The 16,210-nt window shown below is 64.4% G+C and carries 16 protein-coding genes; 1 reads left to right on the top strand and 15 read right to left on the bottom strand.

All coding sequences use genetic code 11. From position 1 onward, the window contains the following. The 15 genes from pstB to Q7T26_01210 form a co-directional block, all read right to left on the bottom strand. Positions 1 to 715, bottom strand: a 715-nt coding sequence (gene pstB, locus Q7T26_01280) for a phosphate ABC transporter ATP-binding protein PstB (GenBank protein ID MDO8530791.1), incomplete at its 3' end; no start/stop codon positions are given. Between the two features lie 5 nt (positions 716 to 720). After that, positions 721 to 1,605, bottom strand: coding sequence for a phosphate ABC transporter permease PstA (pstA, locus tag Q7T26_01275; GenBank protein MDO8530790.1), 885 nt, complete (start codon positions 1,603 to 1,605; stop codon positions 721 to 723). Then, the gene (gene pstC, locus Q7T26_01270; GenBank protein MDO8530789.1) at positions 1,606 to 2,568 is read right to left on the bottom strand and encodes a phosphate ABC transporter permease subunit PstC; all 963 of its coding nucleotides are present in this window, start codon (positions 2,566 to 2,568) and stop codon (positions 1,606 to 1,608) included. Positions 2,569 to 2,673: 105 nt separating this feature from the next. Then, positions 2,674 to 3,738 (bottom strand): PstS family phosphate ABC transporter substrate-binding protein, encoded by a 1,065-nt coding sequence (locus tag Q7T26_01265; GenBank protein MDO8530788.1) that lies wholly within the window; start codon positions 3,736 to 3,738, stop codon positions 2,674 to 2,676. Positions 3,739 to 3,889: 151 nt separating this feature from the next. Next, positions 3,890 to 5,653 (bottom strand): ATP-binding protein, encoded by a 1,764-nt coding sequence (locus Q7T26_01260; protein MDO8530787.1) that lies wholly within the window; start codon positions 5,651 to 5,653, stop codon positions 3,890 to 3,892. A gap of 19 nt (positions 5,654 to 5,672) precedes the next feature. After that, the gene (locus Q7T26_01255) at positions 5,673 to 6,377 is read right to left on the bottom strand and encodes a response regulator transcription factor (GenBank protein ID MDO8530786.1); all 705 of its coding nucleotides are present in this window, start codon (positions 6,375 to 6,377) and stop codon (positions 5,673 to 5,675) included. A gap of 77 nt (positions 6,378 to 6,454) precedes the next feature. Continuing rightward, complete coding sequence (locus Q7T26_01250; GenBank protein ID MDO8530785.1) at positions 6,455 to 6,820, bottom strand: cytochrome c; 366 nt, start codon at positions 6,818 to 6,820, stop codon at positions 6,455 to 6,457. A gap of 62 nt (positions 6,821 to 6,882) precedes the next feature. Then, positions 6,883 to 7,347, bottom strand: coding sequence for a nitrous oxide reductase accessory protein NosL (locus tag Q7T26_01245; GenBank protein ID MDO8530784.1), 465 nt, complete (start codon positions 7,345 to 7,347; stop codon positions 6,883 to 6,885). Continuing rightward, the gene (locus Q7T26_01240) at positions 7,344 to 8,174 is read right to left on the bottom strand and encodes an ABC transporter permease (protein ID MDO8530783.1); all 831 of its coding nucleotides are present in this window, start codon (positions 8,172 to 8,174) and stop codon (positions 7,344 to 7,346) included. The genes Q7T26_01245 and Q7T26_01240 overlap by 4 nt, the downstream gene beginning before the upstream one ends. Then, entirely contained in the window at positions 8,165 to 10,420 is a 2,256-nt protein-coding gene (gene nosD / locus Q7T26_01235) for a nitrous oxide reductase family maturation protein NosD (GenBank protein ID MDO8530782.1), read from the bottom strand. The genes Q7T26_01240 and nosD overlap by 10 nt, the downstream gene beginning before the upstream one ends. Before the next feature lie 3 nt (positions 10,421 to 10,423). Beyond that, positions 10,424 to 11,095 (bottom strand): cytochrome C, encoded by a 672-nt coding sequence (locus Q7T26_01230; protein ID MDO8530781.1) that lies wholly within the window; start codon positions 11,093 to 11,095, stop codon positions 10,424 to 10,426. Positions 11,096 to 11,179: 84 nt separating this feature from the next. Beyond that, on the bottom strand, positions 11,180 to 13,183 hold the full coding sequence (gene nosZ / locus Q7T26_01225) for a Sec-dependent nitrous-oxide reductase (GenBank protein MDO8530780.1): 2,004 nt from the start codon (positions 13,181 to 13,183) through the stop codon (positions 11,180 to 11,182). Positions 13,184 to 13,661: 478 nt separating this feature from the next. Further along, positions 13,662 to 14,711: a hypothetical protein gene (locus tag Q7T26_01220; GenBank protein MDO8530779.1), complete on the bottom strand. Its 1,050-nt coding sequence runs from the start codon at positions 14,709 to 14,711 to the stop codon at positions 13,662 to 13,664. Between the two features lie 37 nt (positions 14,712 to 14,748). Further along, positions 14,749 to 14,976 carry a hypothetical protein gene (locus tag Q7T26_01215; GenBank protein ID MDO8530778.1) on the bottom strand — a complete coding sequence of 76 codons (228 nt, stop codon included), beginning with the start codon at positions 14,974 to 14,976 and terminating at the stop codon, positions 14,749 to 14,751. Positions 14,977 to 15,009: 33 nt separating this feature from the next. Next, positions 15,010 to 15,306 (bottom strand): hypothetical protein, encoded by a 297-nt coding sequence (locus Q7T26_01210; protein ID MDO8530777.1) that lies wholly within the window; start codon positions 15,304 to 15,306, stop codon positions 15,010 to 15,012. Positions 15,307 to 15,698: 392 nt separating this feature from the next. Here Q7T26_01210 and Q7T26_01205 point away from each other — a divergent pair. After that, positions 15,699 to 16,210: Lrp/AsnC family transcriptional regulator (locus tag Q7T26_01205; GenBank protein MDO8530776.1), on the top strand; the 512-nt coding region annotated here is incomplete at its 3' end.

Raw genomic sequence — 16,210 nt, 5'->3', positions numbered from 1 at the left:
ATATCTGCTTGGTCTCGCCGTACTCGACCAGGAACCCGGCCCTGTCCTCATCCATCATTAAGAAGGCGGTCATGTCCGAAACGCGGGCCGCCTGCTGCATGTTGTGCGTGACGATGACAATTGTATGGTTATTTGTCAACTCGCGCATCAGGTCTTCGATTTTCAACGTGGCGAGGGGGTCCAGGGCGCTGCACGGCTCGTCCATAAGGATAACCTCCGGCTGCACCGCCAGCGCCCGCGCGATGCAGAGGCGCTGCTGCTGCCCGCCGGAGAGCTGGAATGCGGAATGGGACAGCTTGTCTTTGACCTCGTCCCACAGAGCGGCCTTCTGGAGGGTCTGCTCCACCAACTCCATCATGTTACCACGGTAGCCGTTGACGCGGGGACCAAAGGCCACATTCTCAAAGATGGACTTGGGAAACGGGTTGGGCTTCTGGAACACCATGCCGATGCGGTAGCGGATCTCCGTCGGGTCCACCCCCGGAGCGTACAGGTCTCGTCCCTCAAAGAGCACCTGGCCAACGGCCCTGGTGCCGGAGATAAGCTCATTCATCCGGTTGAAGCAGCGGATAAAGGTGCTCTTTCCACAACCGGACGGGCCGATGAGCGCTGTTATCCTGCCCCGCTGGATATCCAGCGTGACGTTCTTCAGCGCCCGCTTGGGCCCGTAGTAGAAGCTCAGGTTTTTCGCTTGGAGGACCGGGGTGTTCTCCATAAGGATCATCCTTCGGCCCTGCGCTGGAACCTGTTGCGGAGGAAGATCGCGGCGCCGTTCATGGTCAGCAGCAGAACGAGCAGCACAATGATGCCCGCCGCCGCCGTCGCATGAAAGCCCGCCTGGGGGCGGGACACCCAGTTGAATATCTGGATGGGGAGAACGGTGAACCGGCTACCGAGGCCGTCCGGGACAAAGGGGACAAAGGTCAGCGCCCCCATGACAATCAGCGGCGCCGTCTCGCCCAGGGCGCGGCTGAGCGCAAGAATGACGCCGGTGAGAATGCCAGCAAAGGCCTGGGGCAGCACCAGGTGCCATATCGCCTGCCACCTCGTCGCGCCGAGGGCATACGCTCCCTCCCGAATCGAGGACGGGACGGCCCGAATCGCCTCCTCCGCCGCGATGATGATGACGGGAAGCACCAGCAGGGCCAGGGTCAGCCCGCCCGCCAGGACGCTCTTGCCCATGTCCATCACGCGCACAAAAAGCTCCAACCCCAGCAGACCATAGATGATGGAAGGCACGCCAGCCAGGTTGGATATGTTCGTTTGAATCACACTGGCGAACCAGCTCCGGGCTGCGTACTCCTCCAGGTAGATGGCCGCGCCCACGCCCAGGGGGAAGGCGACGACCGCCACGATAGCCAGCAGGTAAATGCTGCCCACGAGCGCAGCCTTGATACCCGCCTGGTCCGGGAAGCGGGACGGAAAGCTGTTAATGAAGTCCCAGCTCAATCGTGGCAGCCCTCGCCACAGCACGTCCGCCAGCAGCGCCGCCAGCATACCCAGGGCCACCACAATGGCCAGCAGACACAGGGCCTGGAAGATACGGCCAAGGCGCTTCCTGTGCGCCAGCCGCGCCTGAAAAGCGGAGTGCGAGATAGTGGCCATCTACTGGTACTCCTCCCGGAACCGTCGCACAACGAACTGGCTGAGGATGTTCATCCCCAGGGTAAGCACGAAGAGGGTCATGCCCACGGCGAAGATGGTCTTGAACTCCAGCGTGCCCGTGGGTGTATCGCCCAGGCTAACCTGGACGATGTACGCCGTCATGGTCTCAACGGGAACAAAGGGGTTCAACGTCAGTGTAGGGTTCTGGCCCGCCGCAATGACGACGATCATCGTCTCGCCCACCGCGCGGGACATAGCCAGGATAAAGGCCGCCACAATCCCGGAGAGCGCTGCGGGGACGACCACCTTCGTCGAGACCTCCAGCTTGGTGGCGCCCAGCCCGTAGGCGGCCTCCCTGAGATGTCGGGGCACCGCCCGCATGGCGTCTTCGCTGAGGCTGGAGACCATGGGCAGGATCATGATGCCCATCACAATGGAGGCGCTCAGGGCGTTGAAAACGGCTATCTCAGGGTAGATGGAGCGCAGGATGGGCGTGACGAAGAGGAGGGCGAAGTACCCGTACACCACGGTCGGAATGCCCGCCAGCACCTCCAGGACAGGCTTGAGCACGCGCCGAATGCGGTCCGGCGCGTATTCGCTCAAATATATGGCGCTGAGAAGCCCCAGCGGCAGCGCCACGACCATGGCCCCCACCGACGTCAGAAAGGTGCCAGCCAGCAGCGGCAGGATACCGAAATGCTTCTGGACAAAGAGAGGCGTCCATTCCGTCTCGGTGAGAAACCTGAAAATGGAGACCTCCTGAAAAAAGAGGACTGTCTCGAATATCAGGATGGAGACAATACCCACCGTCGTAACGATGGACACCGTGCTGAAGAGGAGGAGCAGCAGCTTGATGAGGCGCTCGGAGAGGAGCTTCCTCCAGAGGTGCCGCTGGCGAAAGGCAGCCGCGGCCTGCCGCCTACCGCTCTCCCCTGCGCTCTCCAGTGTCTCCACGCTCCGCATCGCTACCTCGCGCGACCAGCCCCAGGACGCGCACCGGCGGCCGCGCCGCCGCCGGTGCCGCGCCGCCGACGGGCCGTGTTGTCTGTGTGTGGCCGTGTCCGCGTTCTACTGGTTGGCCGCAAGGATGTCCTGGACGGCGCCCTTCTGAGGCGTCCTACCGCCAAAGAGGGTACCCAGCTTTCCCGACTCGAACCGCGCCAGGGCCAACTGGTACACCTTGGCCGGGAAGGGGATATAGCCGACCTGCCCGACCAGCTTCTGGCCCTGGTCGCTCAGATAGTAGCGGACGAACTCCTTGATCTCAGGGCGGGCCGCCGCCTCCCTGCGCACGTAGATGAAGATGGGCCGGGAGAGCGGCGCGTAGGTACCGTTGTTGATGGTCTCCTCCGTGGGGGCCACGCACCCTTTGCCGCCGTCAATGGCGAGCGCCTTCAGCTTGCCCTTATTCTCGGCATAGTAGGCGTAGCCGAAGAACCCCAGCGCGTTCTTGTCCCCGCTGATGCCCTGGACGAGAACGTTGTCGTCCTCGCTGGCGGTGAAGTCGCCGCGGGAGGACTGGGCCTTGCCCACAATGGCCTCGGTGAAATAGTCGAAGGTGCCGGAGTCCGCGCCCGCGCCGTACAGCCGTATGGGCTCATTGGGCCACTCGGGGCGGACCTGGTTCCAGCGGGTGATCTTCCCCTGGGCCTCCGGCGCCCACAGGGTCTTCAACTCCTTCACCGTCACGCAGGTGACAAAGGTGTTCTGGGGGTTCACCATGACGGTGAGGCCGTCAATGGCCACGGGGGCCTCAACGTACTCGATCCCGCTCTTGGCGCAGGCGTCTCCCTCGGTGTCCTTGATAGGCCGGGATGCGTCCTGGATGTCCGTTTCGCCGTTGCAGAACTTCTTGAACCCGCCGCCCGTGCCGGATATACCCACCGTCACGCGCACCTTGCCGCCGGTGAGCTTGCCGAACTCCTCCGCCACCGCCTCCGTGATGGGAAAGACGGTGCTGGAGCCGTCCGCCGTGATGTTTCCGCTGAGCCTGGCATAGTCCACCCTGCCCGTGGATACGGGCTGAGCGCCGGCGGCGGGAGCAGGCGCTTGCGGCGCCTGAAGAGCGGAAGTGCATGCCGAGAGCATGAGAATGCCCGCCATCACCGCCGCGACGAATACCTTGCCTGCCATAGGCCTCCTGTTTGCTGAGTCCATCTACCGTTCCTCCTTCTTGGCACGCACCTGTGCGGTACGCCCACTTCCACGGTAGACGACAGATCTTAACGACAGCTTAATAGCCTATTAACAGTATGTGAAGCGGTTCTTAACGGACTGTTAACGACTAGCAGACGCCGGCAACGGGGAGGGTAACGGTAAAGACGGAGCCTTTGCCCAGGGTGCTCTCCACCCGGACAGTGCCGCTGTGGGCCTGGACGATGTGCTTGGTGATAGCGAGGCCCAGACCCACGCCTTCTCCGGCGCGCGACCTGTCCACCTTGTAAAAGCGCTTGAAGATATGGGGCAGGTCCTGGGAGGCGATGCCCACGCCGGTGTCGGCCACAGTCACCTCCAGCCGGTCGCCTTCCGGACGGACGGAGACCTGGATGCGTCCGCCGTCCGGCGTGAACTTGATGGCGTTGTCCACCAGATTCGCCACCGCTTCAATAAGGCGGCGTCTGTCCGCCTTGACCGTCAGAGGCCCCGATGCGGTATCCACGGTCAGCGTCAGACCCTTGCGCTCGGCCTGCGGCTCCAGGTTGCGCGCCGCCTCGCGCACGACCTCGCCCAGATCCGTCGGCGCCATCACCAGTCCGGACTGCCCTGACTCCAGACGAGAGAGTTCCAGCAGTTCATTCACCATGCTGGTCAGCTTGTCCACCTCGCTGGCGGTCCGCGCCAGGAAGTCGCGCGCCACCACCGGGTCATCCAGACCGCCTTCCTGCAGGCTCTCCACCAGCGCCTTGATGGAGGCGAGGGGCGTCTGCAGCTCGTGCGAGGCATTGTCCACAAACTCCCGCCGCACGTTCTCCAGCCGCCGCAGCTCCGTCACATCCTGGAAGAGCGCCAGCGCATACGGTGAGCCCGCGTGGCGGATGGGCGCGACGATGATGCGGACGTAGCGCTTCTCCAGTCCGCCCAACTCTACGTTCTGTACCTGTTGCTGCCCCCTGCTCAGACACTCCAGGAGCGGCCTGCTCAGATCATGGTCACGCACAACCTCAATGAACGTCTTCCCGATATACCCCCTGGCGTCGCCGCCGAAGATGCGCGCCGCCGCGGGATTCGCCAGGATGACCACGCCCTCCCTGTCCGTCATCAGAAGGCCGTCCGCCATATCCTGCAGCACCACCTCCAGCTTGCTCCGCTCCAGGTTGATGGCGTCAATCGTGCGTTTGAGGCTCGCCGCCATGTCGTTAAACGACTTGGCCAACTCGCCCACCTCGCCACTGGCCGGCACGTAAATCTTCTGGTCCAGGTCGCCCGCGGCCATCCGCCGGGCGCTCTGCGTCATCAGTCCAACGGGCCCCGCTATGCGGCGGGCTATGTAAACAGCCAGCAGCACCGTCAGCGCCACCAGGACGATGGCGGCCAAGATGACCGTGGCTATGATCTCCCGAAGTGACTCCTCCACCTGCGTGAGCGGCAAGGCCACACGGGCTACCCCCAGGACACGCGTATCTCGCTGAATGGACGCCGCCACCAGCATGACCTGGACGCCATCCGGTCCGGCCCGCGTGGCCACGCCAAAGCCCTGCCGCAGTGCGTCGCGCACCTCGGGCTGGGCGGCCTGGTTGGCGCCTTCCACCGACGGCCCTTCCGAGTCGCCCAGGACGTTGCCGTCCGGCCCCAGGACCGTGACCCGTGCGCCGATACGCGCCGCCAGCCGATCAGCCAGCGCGTCAACGTCCTGCGAGCTGGCGCCCTGCTCCAGAAGAGGAAGACTGGAGATTGCTATCAGCCGGGCTTCGCCGCCCAACTGAGTGCGGACCGTGTCCAGATGATTCTGCCAGACGAGGTTCAGGAGATACACCGTCACCAGGCTCATGGAGACGACGATGAGCGCCGTGTAAAAGAAAGCGATACGCCACTGAATGGAGCGGAACATCTTACATCCCTACCAGCCGCTATCCGTCAAAGCGATAGCCGATGCCCCGGACGGTGACGATGCGCCGAGGTTCCCCGGGGTCTGTCTCCAGCTTCTCGCGCAGCCAGCGGATGTGCACGTCCACAGTGCGGACGTCGCCCTCGTAATCGTAGCCCCAGACCTTCTCCAGCATGTGCTCGCGGCTGAGGGCAATGCCCTTGTTCCGGGCCAAGTAAGCCAGAAGCGCAAATTCCTTGGGTTTGAGGGACACCGGCACACCGCCCAGGGTGACCTGGTGGCGGGCCTCGTCCACCTCCAGATCGCCAGAGCGCAGCAGGCCGGTCCCAAGCGGCGGCGCTCCGCCCGTGGCGGCGCGGCGCAGCAGAGCGCGCACGCGGGCCTGCAGCTCCCGCAGGCTGAAGGGCTTCGTCATGTAGTCGTCGGCGCCCGTCTCCAGACCAACGACTTTGTCCGTCTCCGTCCCCCGGGCGGTGAGCAGCAGGACGGGCGTCGCCATTTCCCTGCGGAGCTGGCGGCAGACCTCCAGCCCGTTCAGGCTGGGGAGCATGATATCCAGAATAATCACGTCCGGCTTCTCGCGTCGGGCCACGTCCAGCGCCTCCATGCCGTCCCCCACGGCGAAGACAGTATAGCCAGCCCGGCCCAGGTTGTAGCGCAGCGCCTCACGGAGGCTGGCCTCGTCCTCGACCACCAGGACCTTACGGGGGACACTCGTCTGCTGCAATCTGGAAACGACCTCACGGGCAATGAGACGTGGCAAGATAGGCGACCACGCTATATTATACGATGTCCTAAAGACGGCTACTGGAGGGAGCGGAGGTAGGCGATGACGCTGCGGAGTTGCGAATTCGTGAGAGCGGGGTTGGCGCCTTTGGGCGGCATGGCCACGCCCGTGGTGTTGGCGGGATCCCCGATGTCTCGGCCCTTCTTGATGAAGTCCAGCAGCTCATCGTCCGTGAGCCTCTGGACGAAGGGGCTGGGCGCCAGGATTTTGCCCAGTCCGGAGATGCCGCGGGCGTCCGCACCGTGACACGAGGAGCACGCGCCGTTAAACACCAGCCGGCCCTGCGCCACGCTCACGGGGCTGGACGCATCCAGGTCTCCGTCAGCGCAGCCCGCCAGCGCAAGGGCAAACGCCACAAGCGCGAGGGCGGTAATACTCTTCAAGCGCGCGAAGTCACGCAGCGGCTCTCGCCTCAATGCCAGTGAGCACCGTACCAAGTATCGTGCTAGTGACCGGGGACCGGCGTACCCGCCCGCGCCATGACCTGCTCCCAAGTCATGGCCGTCGTGGCGTAGCGCGTCGCCAGCGCCTCGGCCCGCTCCCTGCCGGCGAAGGCCGCGAGGCCCCCGCCCATGGGGGAGCGAAAGTCCCCACTATACACGAAAGAGGCGCCCTCCGCCCGTATCCAGTCCTTCGTCTCGTAGTCATGCACGAACACCGCCGCGCCCGCGGGGCGGCGCTCCCGCAGCTCCGCCGCCATCTCTCCAATATCGTCGAAGATGCGCGATTCGCCGGACGCCAGCACGTAGCCACACGCGTACCGCTCGTCGGAGATGATCATGCCGCAACTGTCGCAAACGCTGCGCCCATAGCGGATGTCCGGCGGACGCACGGCGCCGGACGATGCGGCGCACGCCCCCACGACGAGAGACAGCATCGCGGGGAGCAGGGCCGCCAGAAGCGACCTCATGCCTCTTCCGAGCGGGAGAAGACCACGTAGGCGGCCGCCATCGGCAGCGCGACCCATACGGCCAGGAGGCCAACGAGCGCGGGCAGGAGCCATTGCCCCATCACGTCCGCCGCGTAAAGCCCGGCGGGGCCCAGCACCTCAGGGGTCGCCCGCAGCGCCAGGACAGCGGCCATCTTGAACACCTGCAGCGGGTTCAGCAGGGCCAGGGCGAGGAGCTCGCCCGCGCGCAGCTTCATCACCACCACCGTGCCCATGAGACCCAGCTCGCCCACAAAGACCATGCCCAGCCACAGGACCACCGCCATGCCCAGGGCCACCGCGGAGCGGCGCGCCAGCGCGGAGATAAGCAGGCCCAGGGCAAGCGCCGCGAAGGCCAGCAGCACCGCCATGCCCGCCAGTCCCAGGTACGCGGTGGCGTCGCCTCCGCCGCCGCCCGCGGCCAGGGCCACTCCGGCCACGCCAAAGCCGAGGCCGAGTGAGGCCAGCAGGGCGAGCGCCAGGCCCAGGGCCTTCCCCAGGAACACCTCGGCGCGGCTCACCGGCTGCGCCAGGAGAGTCGTGAGCGTGCCGCGCTCTCGCTCCGCCGCCAGGCCCGTGGCGCCCGCGGTCAGGCCCATCAGCGGGACGATGAGCAGGACGAGGTTAATCAGGCTGGCCGCCGTGCGCCCGAACCCGGCCAGGCCACCCATCCCCGCACCGGACATGGCCAGGTAGGAGAGGCCCAGGGCCAGGATGGTGAAGGCGGCGGCATAGAACAGGAACCACCGATTCCGCAGGGCATCCCGGAACTCTTTGCGGGCCAGGATCACCACGTTGCTCACGTCCATGGCTGGTCCCCCACGTCCATGTCCTCCACCGGGACTCCGGCGCCCTCCAGGATACGCAGAGGCTCGAGCTTACGGCGCGCGTCCACCCGCACACGTACGCCGTGGCCGTTGCGCGACGCTGTGAAGCCGTCCGCCCGCAGCAGGGCCACGGCCCGCTCCACCACGTCAGAGTCCACGCGCAGCCGCACCTCCGTCTGCAATCCCAGCGACCGCGCCGCGTCATGGGGCGCAGCGATGAACTCCACGCGTCCCTGGTTGAGCGCCACCACCCTGTCACACAGGGCCTCCACCTCGCTGAAGCGGTGCGATGTAAGAATAAGGGTCTTGCCTTCAGACTTGAGCGTCTTCAGCAGGCCGATAAAGGCCTCGCGGCCACTTGTGTCCAGATTCGCCGTCGGCTCGTCCAGCAGCAGCACCGGCGGGTCGCCCAGGAGGGCCACGGCCAGGGCCAGGCGCTGCTTCATCCCTCCGGAGAGAGCGCGTACCGCCTTGTTCCTCTGGTCCTCCAGGCCCACCGTACGGAGCGCATCCGCCCCACGCCCCGCATCCACCTTGCGCAGACGGCGGAACAGCTCCACGGTCTGCCCCACGGTCATATCGGGATAGAAGGCCGGGTCCTGGGGCACGTAGCCCAACAGCCGCCGCGCCTGCTTGCCCTGACGCGCGGCGTCCCACGCGCCCACCTGAATTAAGCCCTGGTATGACACAAGGCCCAGAACGCATTTCAGCACCGTGGTCTTGCCCGCGCCATTGGCCCCCCAGAGGGCCACGGCCTCCCCCGCGGCAACGGTAAAGCTGACGTCCGTGAGCGCCTGCACGCCGTCAAAGCGTTTGGAGAGCGAGCGAACGGATACGACCGGCGCCTCCTCTCGCACCTGCGCGCCACGACGAACGGCGTGTCCGCGCCCGAGCCCGCCGCGACTCGCACCCACCAGGCCCAGGGCGAGTCCCGTCAGCAGCAGGGACGCTCCGAGCAGCGGCAGCGGTGACGCGGGCGGCGTCTCCGCCAGAAGGGCGGGCAGGATCGGCTGCATCAGCGGCGCCGGGTCAACTACCTTGGGCTGGGGCTGGACCAGGGGGAACGCCCGCGCCGCCGTGTCCACCGCCTGCGCCGCGGGGCTGAAGATGAACAGGCGGAGCAGCGGATAGCTGTCCATCAGGTCCTCGAACAGCCTCTCGGACCGATAGGGCACGTCTCCCCGACCGTCGCCGTTGCCGTCGTATCCCACGTAGTCGCTCCAGAAATTGCCCCGGCCCGCCGCAGCCCATGCGTTGCCCTTGAGGTCACCGCCGCCCCGGATGGACACCTGCTCCAGGTTGTCCACGAAGCTGTTCTCGCTGAACGTGGTGCCCTGCACGTCCGGAAATACCACAACGCCCACGCCGTTGTATGCAAACGCATTTCGTCGGAACGTGTGCGTGGCGTTGGGCGACGTATCCATATATACGCCGACGCGGTTGTCCAGCACCACATTGTCCCGGACAACCACGTCCTCCGTGTCCTTCAGGCCAATGCCAAAGCCGCTCGGCCCACGGTTGCGCGCCAGCGTGTTCCCCAGCAACGAGACGTTCCGGGCGTACATGAGGTAGACGCCGACGGAGTTGTCCTCCAGAGCGTTGCCCTCAATCGTCGTGTCGCTGGTCTTCATGAGATGGAGGCCGTAGCGACCGTCGGTCACGCGGTTGCGGCGAATGGTCGTCCCGTCCGAGTACCAGAAAAGCAGGTCCCGCGCCCCCCGGACCGTATTGTCCTCCACCACGCTGCGCGGGCTGGCCCAGAGCCGGATGGCGTCACCCTTCAGGGCTACCGGCAGGGCCTTTCCCTCAATAGTGTTGCCTCGCAGGACCGCCTCCGGCGCTTCCTGCACCTCAATGCCGAAGAGCACATCCTCCAACCGGTTCTCTTCGAGGCGTACGCGGGGGGCCGAGACCAGGATGCCCGCATCCTCGCGCTCCAGGTTCTCGCCGCTGCCCCGGACAACGAAGCCCCTTAGAACAACATCGGGGGCGGTGATATGCACCACCGTCCCCGTTCCCTGGCCGTCCAGCACCGGCGACCCGATGCCGATGAGGCTCAAGGGCTTATCAATGACGAAGTTGCCACTATACCTGCCGCCATGCACCTCGACGGTGTCGCCCGGGCGGGCCGCCGCCAGCGCCGCCGCCAGCGACGTGTATGGCCCCTGAGGCGATACGACAAGCGTCGCGCCACCCAGGAGAGCCGCCAGCAGCACGGCCACCAGCATGGTTCACCCCGCGCGGCGGGACGCCGCGGCGCGCCACCGCAGCGCTATCGCCGCCACTATCAGGCTGGACGCCGCCAGGACGAGATAGAACCCCGTCTCAAAGAAGGCGACAACAGTGAACTGGCCAATCTTCCCTTCGCCGAGCACGGGCGGCGTGAACGGCTTGATGCTGGAACTGAGCGGCGCGCGCGGGTCCAGCGCATGCCCCGCGTAATACAGCCATGCGCCGAGGTCGGCGATGAACACCACCGGCAACCCCAGCGCGGGAATCGCCAGCAGCCACCACCAGCGCAGCCGGACAAACGCCGCGGCCAGCGTGAGAAGCGCGAACGTCGGAATGAGATAGACCGCGAGGGAACGCTCCAGGGCGGCGGCTTGGTTCAGATTCATCATGCCAATGTAGTGATTGAGGCCGTTCAACTCCTGGATGTCGCCTGCCAGGTGCGTGATGTAAATCCGCGCCTTCAAGCCGCCGGGATACTGCGGAGCGCGGAGGTTCATCCCCCAGAATGAGAACAGGAGCGACGCCCCTATGAGGGCTGCGGCCGCTATCAGCAGGAACTGGGGAACCCAACCATGCAGCGCCTTGCCCACCTTTGCCTCGCGTGACACGCTGGGTTGCTCAGCGCACTGAACGGGCCGCTCCAGGACAGATGCATTCCCTATCACATTCATAGTCCATCCCCTCACACGGGCTAGGCTTTGGCCGAGGCGGGAGTGGAGCGCCTCCCCTGACGCTCCACTCCCATGATACTCCCCTTATGGCTCCACCATGAAGTAGCCCGCCATCTCCAAGTGCAGCGCGGAGCAGAACTCCGTGCAGTAGTAGGTGAAGACGCCGCTCTCGGTCACGTCGAACTCGAAGGTAACCGTCTCGCCCGGATCAATGCTCAGGTTGATGTTGTAGCCGGGCAGAGCGAACCCGTGCGTGGCGTCCTCCGTCCGCTCGATACTGGTGATGTGCCAGATGACATGGTCGCCCTTCTTGACCGTGATGCGCTCCGGGTTGAAGTTGCTGCGCATGGCGCGCATCCAGATTTCCACAGTCTTGCCGCGCCGCTCGATCTTCTCCTTGCCAGCCGTGGTCGCATTCGGGTCCTTGGCTTGCGCCCGCGCGTTCCAGCCCGTCTCCGGATAGACCTTCCAGGGCTTCAGCCGCTCCGCCTTGATGATCTGGGCATAGTGCGGCTCGCCGACGCCAACGGGCGCGTCATACAGGACCTGCATCTTGGAGCCAGTGATATCAATGAGCTGCAGGTTCTGCGGATGCAGCGGCCCCACCGGTAGGAACCGGTCCACCGACCACTTGTTGAGCGCCACCACGAACTTGCCGCCGGGCGAGACCGTGTCGCCCTCCACCGCGGTCAGGTGGCCGAGGTTGTACTGTGTCGGGATGTGCTCCACGCGCTTCCACCCGCCTTCCGTGCGGTAGGGCGCGCCCAGGCTCCACTTGACCACGCCGCTGTCCAGAAAGAGGCTGGTATAGGCGTAACCCTGGTCATCAAACACGGTGTGCAGCGGGCCGAGCCCCAGCTCCACCTGGGCCTCCATAACCTCGTTGAACTTGAAGACCGGCACGCCGAAGGAGTCCCGGTCAAAGCTCTGCTTGGCGATGGCGTCCTGCATCTTCTTGAAGCTGAATATGGTAACGTGGGGGTCCAGCTTGCCGCCTACAACGATGTAGTCGCCCTTGGGCGTCACGTCCGAGCCGTGGGGGCTCTTGGGCTCCGGCGCCAGGTACAGGATGCCTTCAGACACGGCGGTGGGCAAACGGATGACCTTCATACCGTTGATGGTCTGGGCCTTGCCCGCCTTGACGACCTCCTCCGCCTTCTTCCAGTTCATGACGTGGAGGTAGTCCATGTCTCGCTGGGCCGTGCCGGACTCGAATGGAGGCTTGCCCTCCTCGATGCCGCCCGTCGCCATCTCAGAGTTGAACGAGCCGCAGAAGGCCCAGCCATCACTGACCAGCTTGCCCGCGTCGCAGAGGTCCTGCCAGTACGGCGGGACTTCAATGGCGAACGACTGCGCGGGGTCAATGCGCCCCTTCTGGCGGTCGAACTTCCAGTAGGTGATCAGGCCCCGGTACTTCTCCTTGTACTCGCTGATGGGCGCGTACTGGAAGTCCAGGGGCACGGCGTACTGGGACGGGTCAATAATGTAATCCGTATTGGGAGTCACGAACGCGCCGCCATGGTTGTTGATCATGACGGGGTTCTTGACGATCTGTTTGGTCCGGAAATCCCGCAGGTCAATAACCGCGATGCGCCCGTTCGCCTTGTCGTTGATGAACAGGTACTGGCCGTCGTACTGACCGTTGGTCTCGCTGAGGGCGGGGTGGTGCGTGTCGCCCCAGAGGATGGGGTTGTTCTTGAACTTGCCCTCGTCCAGGATCTTCATCGTGTCCTCCTCGCCCTGGCCGTAGCCCTGCCAGGACTCCGGAGTGAACACGGCAATCGTCTTGAGCAGACGCATGGACGGCAGGCCGAATACGAAGACCTGGCCCGACTGACCGCCCGACGCGAACATGTAGTAGTCGTCATACTTGCCGCCGGGGACGTACGTCTTCAGGGCGGCGCTGACATCGTCAGGCGTCAGGCTCCGCGCCTTGGCGACGTCCGCGGCGTTGGCGGACAGCCCTGCCGCGGGCGCCGCGCCCGAGGGACCGGACGCGCCGGTCTGGCAGGCGCTCAGTCCCACGAGAAGCGCCACCGCAAGTACACCGACTACTCCTTGGACCACCTTTGTCTTTGCCCAGAGCATGCTACCTCCTTCTCCTTCTCGCCGGCATCCCCGGTCTGCTGGACGCATCTGTACGACATGAGGCTCGCCCAGCGCCCTGAATGCATTCCTTTTCTAAATATTTGTGAATTGCATCACTTTTAGGCGTAGACCCGCGGGACTGGTCTACACACGATGCAATCGCACCAGGAGTATCCCTATCCCAAGCTACCCCACGGGTATCGTTTCCCATTTTAAGTATGTGCTTACAGGGCTGTATGTGACTTTTGTCACATAGCTACTACGCACACCGCCAGGCAGCACGATGCACGTCCAGACTTCCAGGAGGTCCGAATGCGGGGGACCTCAAGGCTGACGAGGGATTGGCGAACGGGCGGATCAGAGGACGCGGTATGACGGAATCCCGCCGACGTCCAGAAGGACGATGAGAGGGAATGGCGGCCACACGACGAGAGTTCGGCGGACGTTTCGACCGTAGAGATGCGACGACTCTGCCGGGCTAGACGACCGCTATCTTCTTGGTGACGCTCCGCCCCATTCCGCCGGGCATGAAGCAGGAATGGCCTCCCTGCAGGCCTCCGGACACCACCAGAAAGAAGTCCTCCGGACGCCAGACGATGGGCGCCTTGCCGTCAATCTGGAAGTACTCGGCGCCCTCGCCCATGCGCAGGTGCTGGCGCCGCTCGGACAGCCAGTCAATCGGGATGCGCACGTTCTTGTGGAAGTGCGCCCGGAGCTTCTCCCTGGTATAGCCCGCGTCCGAGAGGATGCGGGCATGGAGCGGATTAAGGACGACCAGGGCCTCCGCATTAATGTGGAGGTAGTTGTTGGACGTGGGGTCCAGGAGGCCCAGGGTCAGCGAGTGCAACAGGTCCTCCCACCGGTGGCTGCTGTCGTGCAGGTTGATGCTGCTGTTCACCGTGATGGCGGTGACGGTGCTGTCCTCCGGCTTGAAGCCACGCTCCACGTGCAGAGGAGGCCACGGGCTCTCCTCCTCGTTCTCGCCGATGCACAGGGTGTACTTGCCCACAAACCCCTGCGTGCACTTGTCCACCTCGCCGGGGATGGCGCCGCCGATGTTCAGCAGCAGCAGCCGGACCGCCCGGCCTATGGTGGCGTTGGCGCGCCAGCCGGGGCCCATCACCCCCGCGCCACAGTTGATATTCAGGGCCTTGCGCACCGGCCCGTTGATGACGAAGGCGGGAGTCATGGGATTCGTGGTGGGCTGGATGGACTGAAGCAGGTATTGCGGTTCGGTGATGGCTTCCACCGCGGCGATCAGGACACCTATGTACTCCGGGCGGCAGCCCGCCATGACCGCATTGACGGCTATCTTTTCAATAGTGGCCTGCCCGTTGGCGGGTGGGATGCGCCCGATGTTCTCACCGGCGTTGCGACCGGCAGAGGCCACCATGCGCGCCACCCTTTCTTCCGTGGGTGGAACAATGGGCAAACCGTCGGTATAGCCCTTGTCGTAGAAGAAGTCGAAAACACCATCCAGGTCATCGTCCAAGGTCTGGCGCGTGGATGTAAACGGTTGCCCGGGCATCGGCTGTCTCCTTTATCAAATACAGGCCAACCTGACCTTAGACCTTGATAGGCTGCTTGACCTTGGTCAACGCCTCCACCATGTGCGACGCCTGTTTCCGCACGGCCTCGCGGATCTGGGCGTCAGGCAAAGGGTTGAGCGGGTGCGGCAGAACCGTCAGAGGCAGATCGGGCAGACGCTTGCCCTTGGCGGTCATCCTGGCCAGCACCTCGAAGTACTGGGTGGCCAGAGTGACGGTGGGGACGCCCCGCGCCTCTAATTCCATGCTATCGTGGATACACCACGCCGTGCACGAGCCTCAGTTGCCAATGCCGCAGATCACCGCGTCCGCACGCTTCGCCAGATCATCCATGTCGACGGCGCGCAGCGGAATGGTCGCGGGCGTCTGCTTTTCGATAACCTCCGCGGCGCCGTACTCGCTCACCAGAAGGCGGCGGAGTTCGTCCGTGGCGACATTCATGCAATTCCACGTGTTGTTGATAATGCCGATGGTCTTGCCGCGCACAGTGTCCAGGCGCGGCGCCAGCTTCTTCTGGCTTGACGCTGGCTCTTCTCCGTAAGGCATGAGAACGACCAGTTGCCGTTTCGTTTCCATCCGTCCTCCTCAAGCGTCAAAATGAGCGGGCCGAGCTATGGTTCACACGATAGTCACTCCGACCATCCAAGTCAAGCAGGAGACTGACCGCGCTACAGCGGGACGGCGCAGCGATTCCACCCTCGTCAGCCTGGCGAAAAGCGGCGGGCGCCGCAACGCTTTTTGGATGCGGTACACACAGCCTAATTGACGGAATAGTGCGCATCATGATATTATGCTACGTGATATAGCACGGTAACAAACACAATATGAACATTATAGATATCACGTAATTGCTCCCTGGAGACAATGGGACTTCTGTGGTAAACTTTCAGGAGATAGTGCCCGACGGACTACGTCAAGGAGGACGACAAATGCCGCGACGGCGTATGCGTACGCGTACTCGGAGCCGGGTGGCAACAGCACCCGCGCCGACGAAATCCCCTGCCCTGCGCCGGAAGACCCGGACGCGCAGGCGCGCAGCCATCCCCAACGAACTTGACCGCGCGATCATGATGCGACTGCAGGTGGACGGACGGGAGTCCAACGCCGAGATCGCCCGGCACTTGGACGTGAGCGAAGGAACCGTCCGGCGACGCATCAAGCGCCTTCTTGAGGAGGATGTCATCCGTGTCACGGCGGTGCCCAATCCTCCCAAACTCGGCTTCAACGCCCTCGCACTCATCGGCCTTCAGGTGGACCTCAGCAAACTCGATGCGGTATCCACGACGCTTGCCAAGATGAACGATGTCCACTTCGTCGCCTTCACCACGGGCACGTATGACATCTTCATCCGCGTGATGCTGCCCTCCGCCGAGGAGCTGAACAACTTCATCAAGACCCGTCTCGCCAGCATCCCGGGAATCGTCCACAGCGAGACCTTCGTCAACCTGGAGACCAAGAAGCGGACCTTCGGCTGGATTAG

This window comes from Dehalococcoidia bacterium (assembly GCA_030648205.1).
Lineage (GTDB): Bacteria > Chloroflexota > Dehalococcoidia > JAUSIH01 > JAUSIH01 > JAUSIH01.
Note: the sequence above shows the minus strand (reverse complement) of the source record. Positions and strands in the feature narration are given on the sequence as shown.